Annotated in this window: 17 protein-coding genes and 1 riboswitch; of the genes, 13 read left to right on the forward strand and 4 right to left on the reverse strand. The window is 68.4% G+C overall.

Annotated features, from left to right (window positions below):
• The first annotated feature begins 9 nt into the window (after positions 1–9).
• Both ACM6JT_RS06855 and ACM6JT_RS06860 read left to right on the forward strand, forming a co-directional pair.
• Positions 10–1,260: a DUF3443 domain-containing protein gene (locus ACM6JT_RS06855; RefSeq protein ID WP_414856150.1), complete on the forward strand. Its 1,251-nt coding sequence runs from the start codon at positions 10–12 to the stop codon at positions 1,258–1,260.
• Between the two features lie 162 nt (positions 1,261–1,422).
• Positions 1,423–1,920, forward strand: coding sequence for a VOC family protein (locus tag ACM6JT_RS06860; protein ID WP_034183909.1), 498 nt, complete (start codon positions 1,423–1,425; stop codon positions 1,918–1,920).
• On the opposite strand, the gene ACM6JT_RS06865 is transcribed toward ACM6JT_RS06860, so the two are convergent.
• On the reverse strand, positions 1,917–2,333 hold the full coding sequence (locus tag ACM6JT_RS06865) for a hypothetical protein (protein ID WP_034183910.1): 417 nt from the start codon (positions 2,331–2,333) through the stop codon (positions 1,917–1,919). The two genes, ACM6JT_RS06860 and ACM6JT_RS06865, sit on opposite strands and share 4 nt — an antisense overlap.
• Positions 2,334–2,699: 366 nt before the next feature.
• Between ACM6JT_RS06865 and ACM6JT_RS06870 the strand changes: the two genes are divergently transcribed.
• The 9 genes from ACM6JT_RS06870 (at position 2,700) to metF (ending at position 13,156) form a co-directional block, all read left to right on the forward strand.
• Entirely contained in the window at positions 2,700–3,080 is a 381-nt protein-coding gene (locus tag ACM6JT_RS06870; protein WP_034183911.1) for a DUF805 domain-containing protein, read from the forward strand.
• A 341-nt stretch (positions 3,081–3,421) separates the two neighbouring features.
• Positions 3,422–4,618: a flagellar biosynthesis protein FlhB gene (gene flhB, locus ACM6JT_RS06875; protein ID WP_034183912.1), complete on the forward strand. Its 1,197-nt coding sequence runs from the start codon at positions 3,422–3,424 to the stop codon at positions 4,616–4,618.
• A gap of 82 nt (positions 4,619–4,700) precedes the next feature.
• Positions 4,701–6,800: a flagellar biosynthesis protein FlhA gene (flhA, locus tag ACM6JT_RS06880; protein ID WP_131948773.1), complete on the forward strand. Its 2,100-nt coding sequence runs from the start codon at positions 4,701–4,703 to the stop codon at positions 6,798–6,800.
• Positions 6,797–8,557, forward strand: coding sequence for a flagellar biosynthesis protein FlhF (gene flhF / locus ACM6JT_RS06885; protein WP_414856151.1), 1,761 nt, complete (start codon positions 6,797–6,799; stop codon positions 8,555–8,557). Before flhA ends, flhF begins: the two co-directional genes overlap by 4 nt.
• Positions 8,550–9,368, forward strand: a complete 819-nt coding sequence (locus ACM6JT_RS06890; RefSeq protein ID WP_034183915.1) for a flagellar biosynthesis protein FlhG — start codon at positions 8,550–8,552, stop codon at positions 9,366–9,368. Before flhF ends, ACM6JT_RS06890 begins: the two co-directional genes overlap by 8 nt.
• A 22-nt stretch (positions 9,369–9,390) precedes the next feature.
• Positions 9,391–10,125: an RNA polymerase sigma factor FliA gene (locus tag ACM6JT_RS06895; RefSeq protein WP_034183990.1), complete on the forward strand. Its 735-nt coding sequence runs from the start codon at positions 9,391–9,393 to the stop codon at positions 10,123–10,125.
• A 94-nt stretch (positions 10,126–10,219) separates the two neighbouring features.
• A riboswitch (S-adenosyl-L-homocysteine riboswitch) is annotated at positions 10,220–10,347 on the forward strand.
• Positions 10,348–10,379: 32 nt separating this feature from the next.
• A complete protein-coding gene (gene ahcY / locus ACM6JT_RS06900; protein ID WP_152862368.1) occupies positions 10,380–11,798 on the forward strand; it encodes an adenosylhomocysteinase in 1,419 nt (472 codons plus the stop codon).
• Positions 11,799–11,958: 160 nt separating this feature from the next.
• Complete coding sequence (locus ACM6JT_RS06905) at positions 11,959–12,312, forward strand: phage holin family protein (RefSeq protein ID WP_034183917.1); 354 nt, start codon at positions 11,959–11,961, stop codon at positions 12,310–12,312.
• A 13-nt stretch (positions 12,313–12,325) separates the two neighbouring features.
• Entirely contained in the window at positions 12,326–13,156 is an 831-nt protein-coding gene (gene metF / locus ACM6JT_RS06910) for a methylenetetrahydrofolate reductase [NAD(P)H] (protein WP_034183918.1), read from the forward strand.
• Positions 13,157–13,228: 72 nt separating this feature from the next.
• Here metF and ACM6JT_RS06915 read toward each other — a convergent pair whose 3' ends face one another.
• Positions 13,229–14,707 carry an amidase gene (locus ACM6JT_RS06915; RefSeq protein WP_414856161.1) on the reverse strand — a complete coding sequence of 493 codons (1,479 nt, stop codon included), beginning with the start codon at positions 14,705–14,707 and terminating at the stop codon, positions 13,229–13,231.
• Positions 14,708–14,788: 81 nt separating this feature from the next.
• Positions 14,789–15,481, reverse strand: coding sequence for a dienelactone hydrolase family protein (locus ACM6JT_RS06920; RefSeq protein WP_414856152.1), 693 nt, complete (start codon positions 15,479–15,481; stop codon positions 14,789–14,791).
• Positions 15,482–15,727: 246 nt separating this feature from the next.
• On the opposite strand from ACM6JT_RS06920, the gene ACM6JT_RS06925 reads away from it, so the two are divergent.
• Together ACM6JT_RS06925 and ACM6JT_RS06930 are read left to right on the forward strand one after the other, a co-directional pair.
• The gene (locus tag ACM6JT_RS06925) at positions 15,728–16,807 is read left to right on the forward strand and encodes an NAD(P)H-dependent flavin oxidoreductase (RefSeq protein ID WP_414856153.1); all 1,080 of its coding nucleotides are present in this window, start codon (positions 15,728–15,730) and stop codon (positions 16,805–16,807) included.
• Positions 16,808–17,250: 443 nt separating this feature from the next.
• On the forward strand, positions 17,251–18,393 hold the full coding sequence (locus tag ACM6JT_RS06930; protein WP_034183922.1) for a branched-chain amino acid ABC transporter substrate-binding protein: 1,143 nt from the start codon (positions 17,251–17,253) through the stop codon (positions 18,391–18,393).
• A gap of 85 nt (positions 18,394–18,478) precedes the next feature.
• Here the strand turns inward: ACM6JT_RS06930 and ACM6JT_RS06935 are convergent, their stop codons facing one another.
• Positions 18,479–19,696 (reverse strand): MFS transporter, encoded by a 1,218-nt coding sequence (locus tag ACM6JT_RS06935; protein ID WP_034183923.1) that lies wholly within the window; start codon positions 19,694–19,696, stop codon positions 18,479–18,481.
• Positions 19,697–19,869: the final 173 nt, after the last annotated feature.

Genomic DNA, 19,869 nt, shown 5'->3' on the forward strand with positions numbered 1-19,869 from the left:
AGAGCGATCTTGAGAATTCCTCGTACATTCAAGCGCTGGCTCGGCGTGCTGGGCCTCGCGGCCGCGACGGCCGTGCTCGTGACGGCATGCGGCGGCGGCGACGACGGCGGCAGCTCCGGCAACAACGGCGGCAGTAACGGCAACGGCTCGAGCGTGTCGGACGGCAATACCGCGAATACGGCCGTCATCACCGTCGGCACCGGCGTCGCGAACGTGATCAACATCCCGACCGTCAACGTGAAGGTCTGCGTGCCGGGCACGTCGAACTGCCAGGTGGTCAAGAACGTGCTCGTCGATACCGCATCCTACGGGCTGCGGCTCGTCGGCAGCGCGGTGTCGGGCGTGCTCGGCAACCTGCCGCAGGTGACGAGCGGCGGCGCGCCGGTCGCCGAGTGCGGCAAGTTCGTGTCGAGCTACACGTGGGGCTCGGTGCGCACGGTCGACCTGTCGATCGGCACCGAACAGGCGAACTCGCTGCCCGTGCAGATCATCGGCGACCTCGGCACGACGAGCGTGCCGACCTCGTGCACGAACGGCGGCGCGTCGGCCAACTCGGCGAGCGCGCTCGGCGCGAACGGGATCCTCGGCATCGGGCCGGCGCCGGTCGACTGCGGTACGACCTGCGCGACGTCGACGTCGTCGAGCAACAACTACTACGCGTGCCCGAACGGCAATGCGAGCTGTGCGGTCGCGCTCGTGCCGGTCGCACAGCAGGTGGCCAACCCGGTTCATCATTTCGCGAACGACAACAACGGCGTGATCGTGCAGATGCCGAACGTCTCGAGCAGCGGGCAGGCCAGCGCGACGGGCCTGCTGATCTTCGGGATCGGCACGCAGGGCAACAACGGGCTCGGCGCGTCGACCGTCATGACGTCGACCACGACGGGCGACGTCAGCGCGTCGTTCCTCGGCAGCACGGTGACGGCTTTCTTCGATACCGGTTCGAACGCGTATTTCTTCAACGATTCGTCGCAGACGGTCTGTTCGAGGAACTCGCAGTTCTACTGCCCGTCCTCGACGACCACCTATACGGCGACGCTGACCGGCCAGAACAGCGCGAGCGGCACCGTGTCGATGCCCGTCGCGAACGCGGATACGCTGTTCTCGAACGCGTCGACGTTCGCGTTCAACGACATCGCGGGCCCGTTCGGTTCGTCCGGATGGCTCGACATCGGCATGCCGCACTTCTACGGCAAGACGATCTACTTCGGGATGGACAAGCGCTCGAGCGGCGGCGCGGCGCCTTTCGTCGCGTTCTGACGCGGCACGGCCGCAGGCAGCAAAGAGGGGGCGAGCGATCGCCCCCTTTTTTTATCCGGAGGTTGCGCGCGCACTACGGATCGGATCGCCGCCGTGTGTGCGCGCAGCGCCTACGATGTAAGACCGGCACCGGTGCCGGCACGACATCGAGGAGGCAGCGTCATGAGCCCGCGCATACAACGCATCACGCCGTTCCTGTGGTTCGACCGCGACGCCGAGGCGGCCGCCGGTTTCTACGTGTCGGTGTTCGACAACGCGCGCATCGTGCACGTCGCGCGCTACGGCAAGGCCGGCGCGCACGCGTCCGGGCAGGCCGAGGGCACGGTGATGACGGTCGCGTTCGAGCTCGACGGGCAGGCGTTCGTCGCGCTGAACGGCGGCCCCGTGTTCCAGATCACGCCGGCCGTATCGTTCGTCGTCAACTGCCGCGACCAGGACGAGATCGACCGCTACTGGGCGCGGCTGTCCGAAGGCGGCGACGAGCGTGCGCAGCAGTGCGGCTGGTTGCGCGACCGCTTCGGCGTGTCGTGGCAGGTCGTGCCCGTGCAGATGTCCGAACTGATGACGGGCGATCCGGCGCGCGCCGAGCGTGTGATGGCGCAGGTGATGACGATGAAGAAGCTCGATCTCGGCGCGCTGCAGCGGGCGGCGGCCGGTTAGGGCCCAGGCCGGAGGCCGGCGCTTACCGCCGTCGTATGGTCGAGAAAGCGGCGGCCGGGCCCGTATGCGGTGCTTTCGATGCGCGCGGCGGCGGCCGGCGCGACGGCGCGCCCGCCCGCATCGACCGACACCGATTCGATCTCGACGACCGGCACGCACCAGGCCGCGCGAGCGCGTTCCGCCGGTTGGCCATGCGCGTCGAAACAGCGGAACGCGAAGCTCGCGGCGACATCCTGTGCGCGCCAGGTTTGCGTCGACCCGTTCCACGCATAGCGCACGACGATCGTGCCGGGATGCGGCGCGCCCGGCGCCTGCGCACCGGGTGGCAGGTCGGGCGTACCGGGCGTGCCCGCGCAGCCGGCGGCGAGCGCGCAGGCGAGCGACAGCAGCGGAGCGAGCGGATGACGGAACACGATGCGATGCGAGCGGGATCGGGAATGGCGAAGGGTGGCGCGACCGGCGCGCTCGCGTCATGCCGATCGGCCGGTAAATCGAATGCCGCACGCCTGGATCGATTATCGATCGCGTCGGGATTCATTCGGTTGTAATCAAACGCCGGATTATCCGAGGGTGTGGTTTCTGTCAGGTCTTCAAGATTATTAAAATGACGCGGCATGCAAGCCGGCGGCGCCGCATTACGCTATGACAGCCGTTCCAGAGCTGGTGCGACGGGGTTTCGCTTGGCCGGCATGCGAAAAGAGATGGAGCCTGTCGAAATTCGAACATATAATTCCCGCGTTGTTTCCGGGGTCGTAAATATAAAACAGGAGGGTAATAAAATGAATTTTTCCGAGGCTGTTCGTTCCGTACTCAATCAATACGCGAAATTCGAAGGCCGTGCGCGTCGTGCCGAATACTGGTATTTCGCGCTGCTGAGCTGCATTCTTTCGATCGCCGCGCAGGTGATCGGCGCGATCGGCCGCGACGCGGGCCTGATCGCGCTGCTGCTGCTGGGCGCGATCTTCCTGATTTCGCTGGCGCTGATCATTCCGGGCATCGCGGTCAGCGTGCGCCGCCTGCACGATACCGGCCGCTCGGGCTGGTTCCTGCTGCTCGGGCTCATTCCGGTCGTCGGCCCCATCCTGCTGCTCGTGTGGATGTGCTCGCGCGGCACCGCAGGCCCGAACCGCTTCGGCTCGGATCCGATCCCGGCGGTCTGAGCGCCGCCTGCCCCGACGCGACGCCGTCGCGTCGGGGCCTGACTTCCCCGGTTTCTCCGTTTTCTCCGCTTCACCGTTCCCCGTTTCATTCCGCCACCGTCCCGTCCGGGAACCTTGCCGGAAACCTCGCTCCACCGTTGCGCCGATCGCCGCGTTTTTCCGCCGCATCGCACCCCGTCGCGCGCCGCTCCGTCCCCATCCAGCCTCGTTCGCACCGGCTCGCCCGATTCCCCGAAATACCCCCCTTTCCCGGCTTTGCTCGACCGATCGGCGTTTGACGCCTCCATGAATAATCGGTGTCACTGGAAAGCGGCATTCCGCCGTACCCGACTGGAGGCCCCGTGGCAGACGAGAGCGATCTCGACAAGACCGAAGCCGCCACTCCCAGGCGCCGCGAGAAGGCGCGCGAGGAGGGGCAGGTCGCGCGTTCGCGCGAACTGGCTTCGTTCGCGCTGCTCGCGGCCGGGTTCTACGGTGCATGGCTGCTCGCGGGCCCGTCGGGTGCGCATCTGCAGGCGATGCTGCGCGGCGCGTTCACGTTCGACCGCGCGACCGCGTTCGACACGAACCGGATGCTGTCGGCGGCCGGCAGCGCGAGCCTCGAAGGCTTCGCCGCGCTGCTGCCGATCCTCGTGCTCACCGGCGTCGCGGCGCTGCTCGCGCCGATGGCGCTCGGCGGCTGGCTGATCTCGCAGAAAACCTTCGAACTGAAGTTCGACCGCCTGAACCCGATCTCGGGCCTCGGCCGGATCTTCTCGATCCAGGGGCCGATCCAGCTCGGCATGTCGCTCGCGAAGACGCTGGTCGTCGGCGGGATCGGCGGCATCGCGATCTGGCGCAGCAAGGACGAGCTGCTCGGCCTCGCGACGCAGCCGCTCGGCGCGGCGCTGCCCGACGCGCTGCATCTCGTCGCCGTGTGCTGCGGCACGACGGTCGCCGGGATGCTGGTGGTCGCCGCGCTCGATGTGCCTTACCAAATCTGGCAGTACAACAAGAAGTTGCGCATGACGAAGGAAGAAGTGAAGCGCGAGCATCGCGAGAACGAAGGCGATCCGCACGTGAAGGGGCGGATCCGCCAGCAGCAGCGCGCGATCGCGCGCCGCCGGATGATGGCGGCCGTGCCGAAGGCCGACGTGGTCGTCACGAACCCGACGCACTTCGCCGTCGCGCTGCAATACACGGATGGCGAGATGCGCGCACCGAAGGTCGTCGCGAAGGGCGTGAACCTCGTCGCCGCGCGCATCCGCGAACTCGCGGCCGAGCACAACGTGCCGCTGCTCGAGGCGCCGCCGCTCGCGCGTGCGCTGTATCACAACGTCGAAATCGAACGCGAGATTCCCGGCTCGCTGTACTCGGCCGTCGCCGAAGTGCTCGCGTGGGTCTACCAGCTCAAGCGCTTCCGTTCGGAAGGCGGCGCGTTCCCCGCGGTGCCGGTCGATCTCGACGTGCCGGCCGAACTCGACAAGGGCACGTCGGTGCCCGCCGACGATGAACGCGAGGAAGCCGAAGACACGCTCGGCACGCAAGGAGCCACGTGATGATTAGCCCCCACGCTCACATTCGTTCGCTGCCCCCCGAGGGGGCGGCTGCCTCCCTTGGGGCGGCCCGGCGGGAGGCAGCATGAGCACCCCGACCGGCCTGTTCGCGAAGCGCACGAACCCGTTCGCGGGCACCAACCTGCGCGCGCTCGCGGGCCCCGTCCTCATCTGCATGATCCTGGGGATGATGATCCTGCCGCTGCCGCCGATGCTGCTGGATCTGCTGTTCACGTTCAACATCGCGCTGTCGGTGATGGTGCTGCTCGTCAGCATGTACACGATGAAGCCGCTCGACTTCGCGGCGTTCCCGAGCGTGCTGCTGTTCTCGACGCTGTTGCGCCTGTCGCTGAACGTCGCGTCGACGCGCGTCGTGCTGCTCGAGGGCCACACGGGCCCCGACGCGGCCGGCCAGGTGATCGAGGCGTTCGGCCACTTCCTCGTCGGCGGCAACTTCGCGGTCGGCATCGTCGTGTTCGTGATCCTGATGATCATCAACTTCATGGTGATCACGAAGGGCGCGGGGCGGATCGCCGAAGTGTCCGCGCGCTTCACGCTCGACGCGATGCCCGGCAAGCAGATGGCGATCGACGCCGACCTGAACGCGGGCCTCATCAACGAGGAACAGGCGCGCAAGCGCCGCCTGGCCGTGTCGCAGGAAGCCGAGTTCTACGGGTCGATGGACGGTGCGTCGAAGTTCGTGCGCGGCGACGCGATCGCCGGCCTGATCATCATGGCGATCAACGTGATCGGCGGGCTGATCGTCGGGATGGTCCAGCACGACATGAGCTTTGCGGCGGCCGGCACCAACTACACGCTGCTGACGATCGGCGACGGCCTCGTCGCGCAGATCCCGTCGCTCGTGATCTCGACCGCGGCCGGCGTGATCGTGTCGCGCGTCGCGACCGACGAGGACATCGGCACGCAGATCACCGGACAGTTGTTCACGAACCCGCGCGTGCTGACGATCACCGGCGTGATCATCGTGATCATGGGGCTGATCCCGGGGATGCCGCACTTCGCGTTCCTCGCGCTCGGCGGCGGCGCGATCTGGCTGGCCCGCACGCAGACGAAGCGCGCGGCGGCCCGCAAGGCGGCCGGCGACGTGACCGACATCGCGCCGCCCGCCGTGCTGCCGTCCGACAGCCACGAGGCGACCTGGGACGACGTGCAGCTGATCGACCCGCTCGGCCTCGAAGTCGGCTACCGGCTGATCCCGCTGGTCGACAAGAACAGCGACGGCGAGCTGCTCAAGCGCATCAAGAGCATCCGCAAGAAATTCGCGCAGGAAATCGGCTTCCTGCCGCCGGTGATCCATATCCGCGACAACCTCGAACTGCGGCCGAACGCATACCGGATCGCGCTGAAGGGCGTCGAGATCGGCGTCGGCGAAGTGTTCCCGGGCCAGTGGCTCGCGATCAACCCCGGCCAGGTGACGGCCGCGCTGCCGGGCGCCCTGACGCAGGATCCCGCGTTCGGGCTGCCGGCCGTGTGGATCGACGTCGCGCTGCGCGAACAGGCGCAGGTGTACGGCTACACGGTGGTCGACGCGAGCACGGTCGTCGCGACGCACCTGAACCATCTCGTCGTCCAGCACGCTGCCGAGCTGCTCGGCCGCCAGGAAGTGCAGGCGCTCGTCGAGCGCACCGGCAAGGACGCGCCGTCGCTCGTCGAGGACCTCGTGCCGAAGACGATCTCGCTGACGACGCTGCAGAAGGTGCTGCAGAACCTGCTCGAGGAAGGCGTGCCGATCCGCGACATGCGCACGATCCTCGAGGCCGTGTCCGAACATGCGGGCCGCGGCGACGCGTTCGAGATCACCGCCGCGGTGCGGCTCTCGCTCGGCCGCGCGATCACGCAGCAGTGGTATCCGGGCGCGGGCGAGATGCAGGTGATGGGCCTCGACTCGAATCTGGAGCGCGTGCTGTCGCAGGCGCTCGCCACCGGCGCGAATCCGGGCCTCGAACCCGGCCTCGCGCACAACCTTCTGACCGGCACGCAGCAAGCGATGCTGCGTCAACAGAATCTCGGGCTGCCGCCGGTGCTGCTGGTGCAGCACGCGCTGCGCGCGATGCTCGCGCGTTTCCTGCGCCGCAGCCTGCCGCAATTGAAAGTGCTGTCGTATGCCGAAGTGCCGGACACACGCACGATCAAAGTCGTTAACGTCATCGGGGGTTCCGCTTGAACATTCGCAAATTCACCGGCGCAACGAGCCGCGACGCGCTTCGTCTCGTGCGCGAGGCGCTCGGCGCCGACGCGGTCGTGCTGTCGAACCGCACGCTCGATGACGGCAGCGTCGAAATCGTCGCATTGGCCGATTCGGACCTGGCCGCGGTGACGCCGCCGGCCGCCGCACGGCCGCGCATCGCCGCGCCGCGCGTGCCGGATTCCGTGCCGGCCGCCGCAGTGCCGGGCATCGTGTCGCGCCCGGGCGCCGCGTTCGCGCGCCCGAGCGTCAATCCGTATGCGGCGGGCGATGGCGGGCTGCCGGACGTGTTCTCGTCGGTGTTCGGCGCAAGTGCCGAAGCGAACGAAACGGACGACGCGGACGAGACGGCGGCGCAACCTTCGACGATCGATGCGGACGCAGCGGCAACGCCGTCGACCGCCGCACCGGCCGCCGGATGGCCGGCCCCCGCTTCCGAACCCGCGCCGTGGCTCGTCGAGCACGCGAAGCGCCTGACGCAGCAGCGCGATGCGCTGATCGCGCGCACGCAGGCGACGCCTGCTGCGCCGCAAGCGAGCGCACCCGCGCCGCAGGGCGCCGCGAGCGCATCGTCGCCCGACTGGGCACGCGACATCGTGCGCGATGCCGAACGCCGGATGCCGGCCGCCGCCCCGCGCAAGCCCGACACGAACGCCGCGAACGCCGCGAAAGCGGCCGAGCGCACGCGCCTGTCCGCCGACACCGCCGCCGCGGTGGCCGATGCGGTGAAGTCGCGCGTCGAGCGAATCGTCAACGACACGGTGATGCACGAGCTCGGCGAACTGCGCGGGATGATGGAGGAGCAGTTCGACAGCCTGATGTGGCACGACCGCCAGCGTCGCAGCGCCGTGCATGGCGCGCTGACGAAGCACCTGTTCGCGGCCGGCCTGTCCGCGCAGCTCGTGCGGATGCTCGTCGACAACCTGCCGTCCGGCGACGGTGCGCAGACCTTCGAGCAGGCCGCCGAATGGGCGCAGTCGGTGCTCGCGGCGAACCTGCCGGTGCTCGACAGCGAGGACGCGCTGATGGAGCGCGGCGGCGTGTTCGCGCTGATGGGGCCGACGGGCGTCGGCAAGACCACCACCACCGCGAAGCTGGCCGCGCGCTGCGTGATGCGCTTCGGCGCGAGCAAGGTCGCGCTGCTGACCACCGACAGCTACCGGATCGGCGGCCACGAGCAACTGCGCATCTTCGGCAAGATCCTCGGCGTGCCGGTGCACGCGGTGAAGGATGCGGGCGATCTCGCGCTCGCGCTGTCCGAACTGCGCAACAAGCACATCGTGCTGATCGACACGATCGGCATGAGCCAGCGCGACCGCGCGGTGTCCGACCAGATCGCGATGCTGCACGGCGCGAACGCACCGGTGCAGCGCCTGCTGCTGCTCAACGCGACGAGCCACGGCGACACGCTCAACGAAGTCGTGCAGGCGTACCGCAGCGCGGGCGAGCATCCGGATCTCGCCGGCTGCATCCTCACGAAGCTCGACGAGGCGACCCACCTCGGCGGCGTGCTCGACACGGTGATCCGCTACAAGCTGCCGGTTCACTACGTGTCGACCGGCCAGAAGGTGCCGGAGAACCTGTATGTCGCATCGACCAAGTTCCTGCTGAAGAGCGCGTTCTGTGTGCCGCGCGACGGCTCGCCCTTCGTGCCGCAAGACGAAGACATGCCGACGCTGCTCTCCGCACTGACCGCACGTTCCACCGCCGAGCTGCACGAGGTGCGATTTGGATAAACGAATCATCGACCAGGCCGAAGGGCTGCGGCGCCTGCTGGCCGGGCGCGCGTCGCGCATCGTCGCGGTGACGGGCGGGCCGGCGGGTGTCGGCTGCACGTCCACCACCGTGAACCTGGCGGCGGCGCTCGCGTCGCTCGGCAAGGACGTGCTCGTCGTCGACGAGCGCGCCGACGTGCATTCGGCCAGCGCGACGCTCGCGGGCGCGTGGCTGCGCGACGGCGAGCGCACGCGGGTGGCCGCCGGCTTCGGCCTGTGCGCGGCCGCGCGGCTCGCGCGCGCCGGCTACAGCGACACGCAACTGAGCGACTTCATCGACGGCCCGGCCGACATCGTCCTCGTCGACGCGCAGCTCGGCGCCGACGGCTCGTTCTCGGCGCTCGCGCGCGAAGCGCACGACGTGCTGGTCGTCACGCGGGTCGCCGCGCAGGCGATCACCGAGGCGTACGCGTGCATGAAGCGGCTGCATTTCGCGCACGCGTTCGCGCAGTTCCGCGTGCTGACCAATCACGTCGGCAGCCATGCGGATGCGAAGACGGCCTTCGACAACCTCGCGGGCGTCGCAAGCCGCTACCTGACGGTGTCGATTGCCGACGCGGGCTGCGTGAGCGCCGATCCGCTCGTCGAGCATGCGCGCGAGCTGACGCATGCGGTGGTCGACGCGTTCCCGTCGGCGGCGGCCGCGCGCGACTACCGGCAGATTGCCGCCGACCTGCTGTACTGGCCGATGCGCCCGCGTTCGGGTGCGGACCGCGCCGTTCACGCGGGCGGCAAGCCGTCGTATGAAGCGGGCGCGGCACACGCCGCGTGAGCGCTACCGGAAGGAGAGAGCCATGATGTACAACGCTCAAGGAAAGATGTCCCAGGCCGACGTGCTCGCGCAATATGCGCCGCTCGTGCGTCGCCTCGGGCTGCAGCTCGTCGCGAAGATGCCGGCGAGCGTCGACCTCGACGACCTGATCCAGGCCGGCATGATCGGCCTGATGGACGCGGCCGGCCGCTACAAGGAAGACCAGGGCGCGCAGTTCGAGACCTACGCGACGCAGCGCATCCGCGGCGCGATGCTCGACGAGCTGCGCAGCAACGACTGGCTGCCGCGCAGCCTGCGCAAGACGTCGCGCGAGGTCGAGCACGCGGTGCACCAGGTCGAGCAGCATCTCGGCCGCTCGGCGAGCGAGACCGAGATCGCGCTGCACCTGAACATGCCGCTCGACGAATACCAGGGGATGCTGCAGGACCTGCACGGCAGCCAGCTCATCTACTACGAGGATTTCGACCGTGCGGCCGACGACGAGCCGTTCCTCGACCGCTATCGCGTCGATCACGCCGATCCGCTGTCGGCGCTGCTCGACGAGCACCTGCGCGAGGCGCTCGTCGAGGCGATCGAGCGGCTGCCGGAACGCGAGAAGCTGCTGATGTCGCTGTATTACGAACGGGGTCTGAATCTGCGCGAGATCGGCGCGGTGCTCGAAGTGAGCGAATCGCGCGTGTGCCAGCTGCACAGCCAGGCCGTCGCGCGCCTGCGCGCGCGGCTGCGCGAACAGGCGTGGGTCGGCGCGGAGTCCTGACCCTTTCTCGACGGCAACGCGCGCCGACGCCGCGCGCTTGAATCGCTCGCGCCGCTTGCGCATTTTGCGCGCCGATTTGCTACAATCCCTCCCGTTTTCCGAGGAGCGTTGCGACGGACCACTCTGCGTCCGCCAGGCTCGGAAGGCTTCACCAAGCAGCCGTGCGGCACGCGTTTCGCGACCGTCGCGCCGGCTCCGCTTCCTGAACGGCGCTCACGTCACCAATCTAGAACTTTTTTAGAAAGGAGGGCGTGATGAACGCCATTATCGATTCGCAAGCTTCCAAGGATTACGTCGTCGCCGACATGGCGCTGGCCGGCTGGGGCCGCAAGGAACTGAACATCGCCGAGACCGAAATGCCGGGCCTCGTGCAGATCCGCGACGAATACAAGGCGCAGCAGCCGCTGAAGGGCGCGCGCATCGCCGGTTCGCTGCACATGACGATCCAGACCGGCGTGCTGATCGAGACGCTGAAGGCGCTCGGCGCGGACGTCCGCTGGGCCTCGTGCAACATCTTCTCGACGCAGGACCACGCAGCGGCTGCGATCGTCGAATCCGGCACGCCGGTGTTCGCGTTCAAGGGCGAGTCGCTCGACGAATACTGGGAGTTCTCGCACCGCATCTTCGAATGGCCGAACGGCGAATTCGCGAACATGATCCTGGACGACGGCGGCGACGCAACGCTGCTGCTGATCCTCGGCTCGAAGGCCGAGAAGGACCGTTCGGTGATCGCGAAGCCGACCAACGAGGAAGAAGTCGCGCTGTACAAGTCGATCGCGAAGCACCTCGACATCGACGCGACCTGGTACTCGAAGCGCCTCGCGCACATCAAGGGCGTGACCGAAGAAACCACGACCGGCGTGCACCGCCTGTACCAGATGGAAAAGGACGGCCGCCTGCCGTTCCCGGCGTTCAACGTGAACGATTCGGTCACGAAGTCGAAGTTCGACAACCTGTACGGCTGCCGTGAATCGCTCGTCGACGGCATCAAGCGCGCGACCGACGTGATGATCGCGGGCAAGGTCGCGGTCGTTGCCGGCTACGGCGACGTGGGCAAGGGCTGCGCGCAGTCGCTGCGCGGCTTGGGCGCGACCGTGTGGGTCACCGAAATCGATCCGATCTGCGCGCTGCAGGCCGCGATGGAAGGCTACCGCGTCGTGACGATGGAATACGCGGCCGACAAGGCCGACATCTTCGTGACGGCGACCGGCAACTACCACGTGATCAACCACGATCACATGAAGGCGATGCGCCACAACGCGATCGTCTGCAACATCGGCCACTTCGACTCGGAAATCGACGTCGCGTCGACCCGTCAGTACCAGTGGGAAAACATCAAGCCGCAGGTCGACCACATCATCTTCCCGGACGGCAAGCGCGTGATCCTGCTGGCGGAAGGCCGCCTCGTGAACCTCGGCTGCGCGACCGGCCACCCGTCGTTCGTGATGTCGAACTCGTTCGCGAACCAGACGCTCGCGCAGATCGAGCTGTTCGTGCGCGGCGGCGAGTACGAGAACAAGGTGTACGTGCTGCCGAAGCATCTCGACGAAAAGGTCGCGCGCCTGCACCTCGCGCGCATCGGCGCGAACCTGTCCGTGCTGTCGGACGAGCAGGCTTCGTACATCGGCGTGCAGAAGGACGGCCCGTTCAAGCCGAACCACTACCGCTACTGATGCGCCGCCGCCGCCGTGCCGTGCGCGCCCCGCTACGGGGCCCGCGGTGCGGCGGCGGCACGGCGCCGGATCGCCGGTCTTCGCGTTGCGTCTTCGGGCGCGCGCGGCGGCCGGCGGCGGCCACTGATCGCACTGATCGACAACCGAACCGGAGCACTCCATGAGCGTCATCCTTACCTGGGTCATCAACGCGCTCGCGCTGCTGATCATCACGTACCTCGTGCCGTCGATCCACATCAAGAGCTTCGGCACCGCGCTGATCGTCGCGGTCGTGCTCGGCCTGATCAACACGGTGATCCGCCCGGTGCTGATCCTGCTGACGCTGCCCGTCACGGTCGTCACACTCGGGGTGTTCATCCTCGTCGTGAACGCGCTGTGCTTCTGGTTCGCGTCGTCGCTGCTGAAGGGCTTCGAGGTGTCGGGATTCTGGTCCGCGTTCTTCGGTTCGATCCTGTACAGCATCGTGTCCTGGCTGCTGTCCGCGCTGATCTTCGGCCAGCGCGACATCGGCTGACCTCTTTCGAATCATGAAACCGATCGAACTCTCGTTTGAATTCTTCCCGCCGAAGACGGCGGACGGCGTCGAAAAGCTGCGCGCAACCCGTGCGCAGCTGCTGCCGCTGAAGCCGAAATTCGTCTCCGTGACGTTCGGCGCCGGCGGCTCGACGCAGCAGGGCACGCTCGATACCGTGCTCGACATGCAGAAGGACGGCCTCGAGGCCGCGCCGCACCTGTCGTGCATCGGCTCGTCGCGCGACAGCCTGCGCGCGATCCTCGACCAGTACCGCTCGCACGGCATCCGGCATATCGTCGCGCTGCGCGGCGACCTGCCGTCGGGGATGGGCGCGGTGGGCGAGCTGCGCTATGCGTCCGAGCTCGTCAGCTTCATCCGCGCCGAGCATGGCGACTGGTTCCACATCGAGGTCGCGGGCTACCCCGAGTACCACCCGCAATCGCGCTCGCCGAAGGCCGATCTCGAGAATTTCGCGCGCAAGGTGAAAGCCGGCGCGAATTCCGCGATCACGCAGTACTTCTTCAACGCCGACGCGTATTTCCGCTTCGTCGACGATGTGCGCAAGCTGGGCGTGGACGTGCCGATCGTGCCGGGCATCATGCCGATCACGAACTTCTCGCAGCTGATGCGCTTCTCCGAGATGTGCGGCGCCGAAGTGCCGCGCTGGATCGCGCGCCGGCTCGAGAGCTTCGGCGACGATCGCGAAGCGATCCGCGCGTTCGGCGCGGACGTCGTCACCGATCTGTGCCGGCGCCTGATCGACGCGGGCGTGCCGGGGCTGCATTTCTACACGCTGAACGCTGCGACCGCGACGCGGACGATCTGCGAACGGCTCGCGGTGTAAGCGCCGCCGCGCGTTCTGCATGCGCAAAAGCCCCGCCGGTTATGCCGGCGGGGCTTTTTTTCGATGCTTGCGTCAGCGCTGCGCCTGCATCAGCGGCGGGCGGCGGTCGAACCACGGCCGTGCCTGTTCGAGCTGCCGCGCGAGCCTGAGCAGCAGCGCGTCGTCGGTATGGCGCGCGGCGAACTGCACGCCGATCGGCAGCCCGCGCGCGTTCCAGTAAAGCGGCACCGACATCGCCGGCTGGCCGGTCAGGTTGAACAGCTCGGTGCAGCCGGCCCACGCGAATGCCTTCTCCGACGACTTCGCGAGCATTTCCTTCAGCAGCGGTTTCACCGGCAGCGCGGCGAGCAGCTTCATCTGTGCCGATTCGAACGGCGTCGGCTGCAGTTCGCCGATCTTCACCGGCGGCCCCGCGAGCGATGCGCACAGGATCACGTCGTAGCGCGACACGAGGCCGGCCACCTGCACGGTGAGCTGGCGCTGCCATTCGAGCACGTCCGGCAGGCGCGTGCGCGCGAGGCGCCGGCCGACCACGGCCATCGCCCACGTCGCCGCTTCGAATTCGCCGCGGCGCGGCGCGCGGCCGGTCAGCTCGCGCGCGCCGAGCACCATCTCCTCGGCGATCGTCGCCCACAGCGTGAGGAAGGTTTCGGCCGCGCGCGCGTAGTCGACGTGCAGCGTCGCCGGCTCGACGTGGTGGCCGAGCGATTCGAGCAGCGCGGCTGCGTCGTCGAGCGCCGCGCGCGTGTCGTCGGCGAGTGCCGGCGCGAGCATCGGATCGACGACGAGGCCGATCCGCAGCGGGCCGGGCGGCGTATCGAGTTCGCCGAGGAACGTGCCGGGCGCGCCGTGCGGCAGCGTCTGGCCGGTCGTCACGTCGAGCAGCAGCGCGCTGTCGCGCACGCTGCGCGAGACCGCATGCTGGACGACGAGCTCGCCGTTCGACGGCTGGTCGACGAGCATCGGGTTGCGGCTCGGCTTCAGGCCGAACAGCCCGCAGCACGATGCCGGGATGCGGATCGAGCCGCCGCCGTCGGACGCATGCGCGAGCGGCACGATGCCGGCCGCGACGGCCGCCGCCGCGCCGCCGCTCGAGCCGCCGGGCGTGTGGTCGAGATTCCACGGGTTGCGGCACGCGCCGAACAGTTCGGGTTCCGTGTACGGCATCTGGCCGATCTCCGACGTGTTGGTCTTGCCGAACACGTTGAGGCCGGCCGCGCGGCTGCGCGCGATCACCGGCGAATCGTCGCCGGGCACGAAATACCGGTAGTGCCGGCTGCCCATCGACAGCGGCAGCCCGGCGACCGCCGCACCGAGATCCTTGACGAGATACGGAACGCCCGCGAACGGCGCGTCGGCGCCGGGTTCGGGCGCGGCGCTCGCGCGCTGGCGCGCGGCGTCGTAGTCCTGCAGCACGATCGCGTTGATCGCGCCATTGACCGCTTCGGCCTGGCCGATCGCGGCATCGAGCAATTCGCGCGGGCTTGCCTTGCGGTCGCGTACGAGCGCGGCGAGGCCGATTGCGTCATGCGCGAGATAGTCCGAGTGCATCGCTGTCACCCCCGTTGTGACTCGTGGCGATGAAGGGAGAATAACGCGGGCCCGGCGCGATGGGCCCGCGGCGGGGCGTTTTTACAGGTGCTCGGCGAGGAACGTCAGCGTGCGGCCGTGCGCGAGTGCCGCCGCGCGCTGGTTGTACGACGCGCGGTCCGTGCAGTTGAAGCCGTGCTCGGCGCCCGGATACACGTGGAACGATGCGTGGCTGCGGCCGGCGAACGCGGCCTTGACCTGATCGACGGCCGCGAGCGGGATCCCGTGGTCGTTTTCCGCGTAGTGGAACAGGATCGGCTGCGTGACCTTGCCGGCCAGATCGAGCGCGTTCTGGATGCCGCCGCCGTAATAGGCGACCGCCGCGTCGAGCTTGCCGGCCGCGGCCGCGCGGTACGCGAGCTGGCCGCCGAAGCAGTAGCCGATCGCGGCGAGCTTGCCGGCCACTTCGGGGCGCGCACGCAACGCGTCGGCCGCCGCGCCGATGTCCGCGACCGCGAGACCGACGTCGGTCTTTTTCAACAGCTCGATGCCCTTGTCGCGATCCGCGCCTTCGTAGGTCAGCTCGACACGCGGCTGCGTGCGCCAGAACACGTCCGGCGCGAGCGCGACGTAGCCGTCGGCCGCGTACTGGTCGGCGACCGCGCGGATGTGCGAGTTCACGCCGAAGATCTCCTGGATGATGATGACGGCAGGGCCCTTGCCGCGCTTGGGCAGCGCGAGATAGCCGCCGAAGCTGTCGTTACCGGTCGGGATGTCGATCCATTGGGCAGTCACGTTTTGAACTCCTGGCGTACGGGGTGCGCCGCGCGCGCCCCGGGTGGAATAGGGCGGCCTAGTGTGCCACCAATCGTCAGGTGTTGCAGGGCACGCGCAACGCGTGCGCCTGCCGCGCGCGCCCGCTTCTCGCGCAGCGATCGTTTCGATCTCGATTATTCATTTTTCGGCGACGAGCCGCTTCGATAGAGTCGATGTACCGGCTTTTACAAAGCGCTTTCGCGCATCGTCATCGAAGGATTCGTCATGCCTGCCCGTCCGTATTCCACCCCCTTTTCCGAACGCTTCGGCCTGCGCCTGCCGCTCGTGCAGGCGCCGATGGTCGGTGCGACCACGGCCGCGATGGTCGCCGCCGCATCGAACGCCGGCGCGCTCGGCAGCCTCGGCGCCGGCGCGTTCGAGCCCGACCGTCTCGCGACCGAAGTCGCGGCGATCCGCGCGGCGACCGATCGCCCGTTCGCGGTCAACCTGTTCGTGCTGCCGGACGCCGCACCCGATGCGGCGACCGTCGCGCGCGCACTCGCGGCGATCGACCCGCTGAACGCGACGCTCGGGCTGCCGCCGGGCACCGCGCCCGCGCGCTACGCGCCCGACTTCCGCGCGCAGCTCGATGCGCTCGTGTCGCTGCGCGTGCCGGTCGCGAGCTTCACGTTCGGCGTGCTCGACGCGGCCGACGTCGCGCGGCTGAAGGCCGCCGGCACCTACGTGATCGGCACCGCGACACACGTCGCCGAAGGGCTCGCGTGGCAGGCGGCCGGCGCCGATGCGCTGTCCGCGCAGGGCGCCGAGGCGGGCGGCCATCGCGGCACGTTCATCGGCGCTGCCGAAGACGCGCTGATCGGCACGTTCGCGCTCGTGCCGCAGCTCGTCGACGCGACGGGCCTGCCCGTGCTCGCCGCGGGCGGCATCATGGACGGGCGCGGGATCGCGGCCGCGCTCGCGCTCGGCGCACAGGGCGCGCAGCTCGGCACCGCGTTCCTGACCTGCACGGAAAGCGCGATCGCGGCGGACTGGAAGGCACGCCTGCTGGCTTGCGCGGATACGTCGACGCAGGTCACGCGCGCGATCACCGGCCGCCATGCGCGCGGGCTGCGCAACACGCTGATGGCGCGGCTCGGCGAGCGCGTGGCCGACGCCGCGCCGTACCCGGTGCAGAACGCGCTGACGCAGCCGCTGCGCCAGGCCGCCGCGCGCGCGAACGACGGCGACTACCTGTCGCTGTGGGCCGGGCAGGGCGCGCCGCTCGCACGGCGGCGCGGCGATGCGTTGACGACGTCGCAGCTCGTCGCCGCGCTCGACGCCGAATGGCGCGCATTGGCCGCCTGAACGGGTCGCTTCATCGACCGTCCGAACCGTTCGTATCGAGCGACGAAACGCGCGTGTTGTCACGCGCGTTTCATTCAATGATCGCGGGCACAAAATACCGAATCGAAATGCCCCGGGAATCGCTTGAAACCACCTTTCGACAAGCTGCCGGAAACTAGCGGAAACCCTTATTCGGCGCGGCTTGTAGCGATATTCGAGTCATCATTCCAAAGTGCGCATATCGGTAGTGTTACCACTACCCCAAAAAAGTCCCACAAATTAATTTGATCACCTACACTTGCGCGCAAGTACGGACGGGCGGTTGCTAAAAGCGGCTGTTTTCACGTGCTTGAGGCCAAGTGCATGAAGGATGCAACCGGCGAATCGTCCAGTGAATGCAAACACAGGGATGGCAGCGGGGCACCGGGCGATGGCGTTTTTTGGGACCGAAACTGGAGACTTACATGAATATCAAAATGCAGAAGCTGTTGCCGATCACCGCAGCGGCGATGCTGTGCGTTGCAGCTGCAAGCAACGCTGCCGCCGATCAAGTCGTCAAGATCGGCCACGTCGCGCCCTTGACGGGCGGCATTGCCCACCTGGGCAAGGACAACGAAAACGGTGCGCGTCTCGCAGTCGAGGAGATCAACGCGAAGGGTCTCACGGTCGGCGGCCAGAAAATCACGCTGCAACTCGACCCGCAGGATGACGCGGCCGACCCGCGGCAGGCGACGCAGGTCGCGCAGAAGCTCGTCGACGACAAGGTCGTCGCCGTCATCGGCCACCTGAACTCGGGCACGTCGATCCCGGCCTCGAAGATCTACAGCGATGCGGGCATCGTGCAGATCTCGCCGTCGGCGACCAACCCGGCCTACACGCAGCAAGGCTTCAAGACCACGTACCGCGTGGTGGCGACCGATGCGCAGCAGGGCCCGGCACTCGCGAACTACGCGCACTCGAAGGGCATCAAGAGCGTGGCGGTGGTCGACGATTCGACCGCATACGGCCAGGGTCTCGCGAACGAGTTCGAGAAGAAGGCGAAGGCGCTCGGCCTGAAGGTGATGTCGCACGACGCGACGAACGACAAGGCGGTCGACTTCCGCGCGATTCTGACCAAGATCAAGGGTGAGAACCCGGACGCGATCATGTACGGCGGCATGGACGCCACCGGCGGCCCGTTCGCGAAGCAGGCGAAGCAGCTCGGCCTGCGCGCGAAGATCCTCGCGGGCGACGGCGTGTGCACGGAAAAGCTGGCCGACCTGGCCGGCGATGCGACCGACAACGTCGTGTGCTCGGAAGCCGGTGCTTCGCTCGAGAAGATGCCGGGCGGCGGCGCGTTCAAGGCGAAGTACGAGAAGCGCTTCGGCCAGCCGATCCAGATCTACGCACCGTTCACGTATGACGCCGTGTACATCGTCGCCGACGCGATGAAGCGCGCGAACTCGGCGGACCCGGCGAAGATTCTCGCGGCGATGCCGGCGACGAACTACACGGGCGTGATCGGCACGACGACCTTCGACTCGAAGGGCGACCTGCAGCACGGCGTGATCTCGCTGTACAACTACAAGGGCGGCAAGAAGTCGCTGCTCGACGAAGTGAAGATGTAACGCAACAGGCGGTCGACAGTAGGGGCGAAAGCGCGCATGCGGCAACGCATGCGCGCTTTCTTTTTGGCCGACGGGCGCGATGCCGTCAGATCTTCAGATGCGCGAGCACCTTCGGCGCGACGGCCGCGACGAGCGCCGCGCACAGCGCGACGACCGACAGGCCGATCGTCAGGTTCGCGGCCTGGGCGACCGCGCCGATCACGACCGGGCCGAACAGCAGTCCGAAATACGCAAGCCCGGCCACATGCGCGAGCCCTTCGGCCGCGTGGATGCCTTTCACGCGCGCGGCGGCCGCGAACAGCACGGGCATCATGTTCGCGAGGCCGAGGCCCATCAGCGTGAAGCCGGTCAGCACGGTGGCCGGATAGGGCAGCAGCAGCGCGCCGATCATCCCCGCGCACGCGAGCGACGCGCTCGCGAACACGAGCTGCGGCGCGCCGAAGCGGGCGCGCACGGCGTCGCCCGCGAAGCGCGCGATGGCCATCCCGCCCGAGAACGCCGCGTACGCGGCGCTTGCGAGCGCGGGGCTCGCCGCGACGACGTCGCGCATGTAGACCGTCGCCCAGTCGTACATCGCGCCTTCGGCGATCAGCGCGACCAGCGCGATGCCGCCGAGCATCCACAGCGCGGGCGAGCGCCAGCGGTTGCCGCCGCCGTGCGCGTGTTCGTGGTGCGGCACATGCGGCAGCACGGCCGGGCTCGCGGCCACGAGCACCGCGGCGCTTGCCGCCGCCGCAAGCGCGAGATGCACGGCCGGCGCCATGCCGGCCGACAGCAGCGCGCCGCCGGCCGCCGCGCCCGACATCCCGCCGATGCTGAACATGCCGTGCAGCGACGACATGATCGGCTTGCCGAGCGCGATCTCGACCGCGCTGGCCTCGGCGTTCATCGCGACGTCGAGCGTTGCCATCGAGAAGCCGAACAGCGCGAGCACGCCGAGCAGCATCCAGTAGTCGGGCACGACGAGGATCAGCGCCGCGCACGCGGACATCACGAGCCCGCCGGCGAGGCACGCGGTGCGCGAGCCGACGCGCGCGATCCAGCGCGCGATGGTCAGCATCGCGGCGATCGAGCCGCCGGCGACCGCGAACAGCGCGATCGACAGCAGGCCGGGGCTCAGCGCGAACTTGTCGCGCACGGTCGGCACGTGCACGCCCCACGACGCGTACATCATGCCGGCGACGAAGAACAGCGCCATCGACGCCGTGCGCGCACGCTGGCGGGCCGGGAGCGGCAGCACGCGATGCGCGTCGGGCGGCGCGGCGAACGGGGACGACGATTCGGGGGAGGCGGATTCGGACACGGAAGGCTCGTCAAAGGATGCGAGGACGCACGCGGCGTCCGTCGGAATCGTCCGATTCTATCGAACCGCTTACGATCCTGCCGGGCGCTGCCCGTTCGGTGGATGATCCGGCGATCCGGTCACGTCGCGGCAGCGCGCCGTCCGTCCGGTGCCTGGCGCCGCATCGGCCGTTC

This window comes from Burkholderia sp. IT-111MI5, assembly GCF_949752865.1.
GTDB lineage: Bacteria > Pseudomonadota > Gammaproteobacteria > Burkholderiales > Burkholderiaceae > Burkholderia > Burkholderia pyrrocinia_C.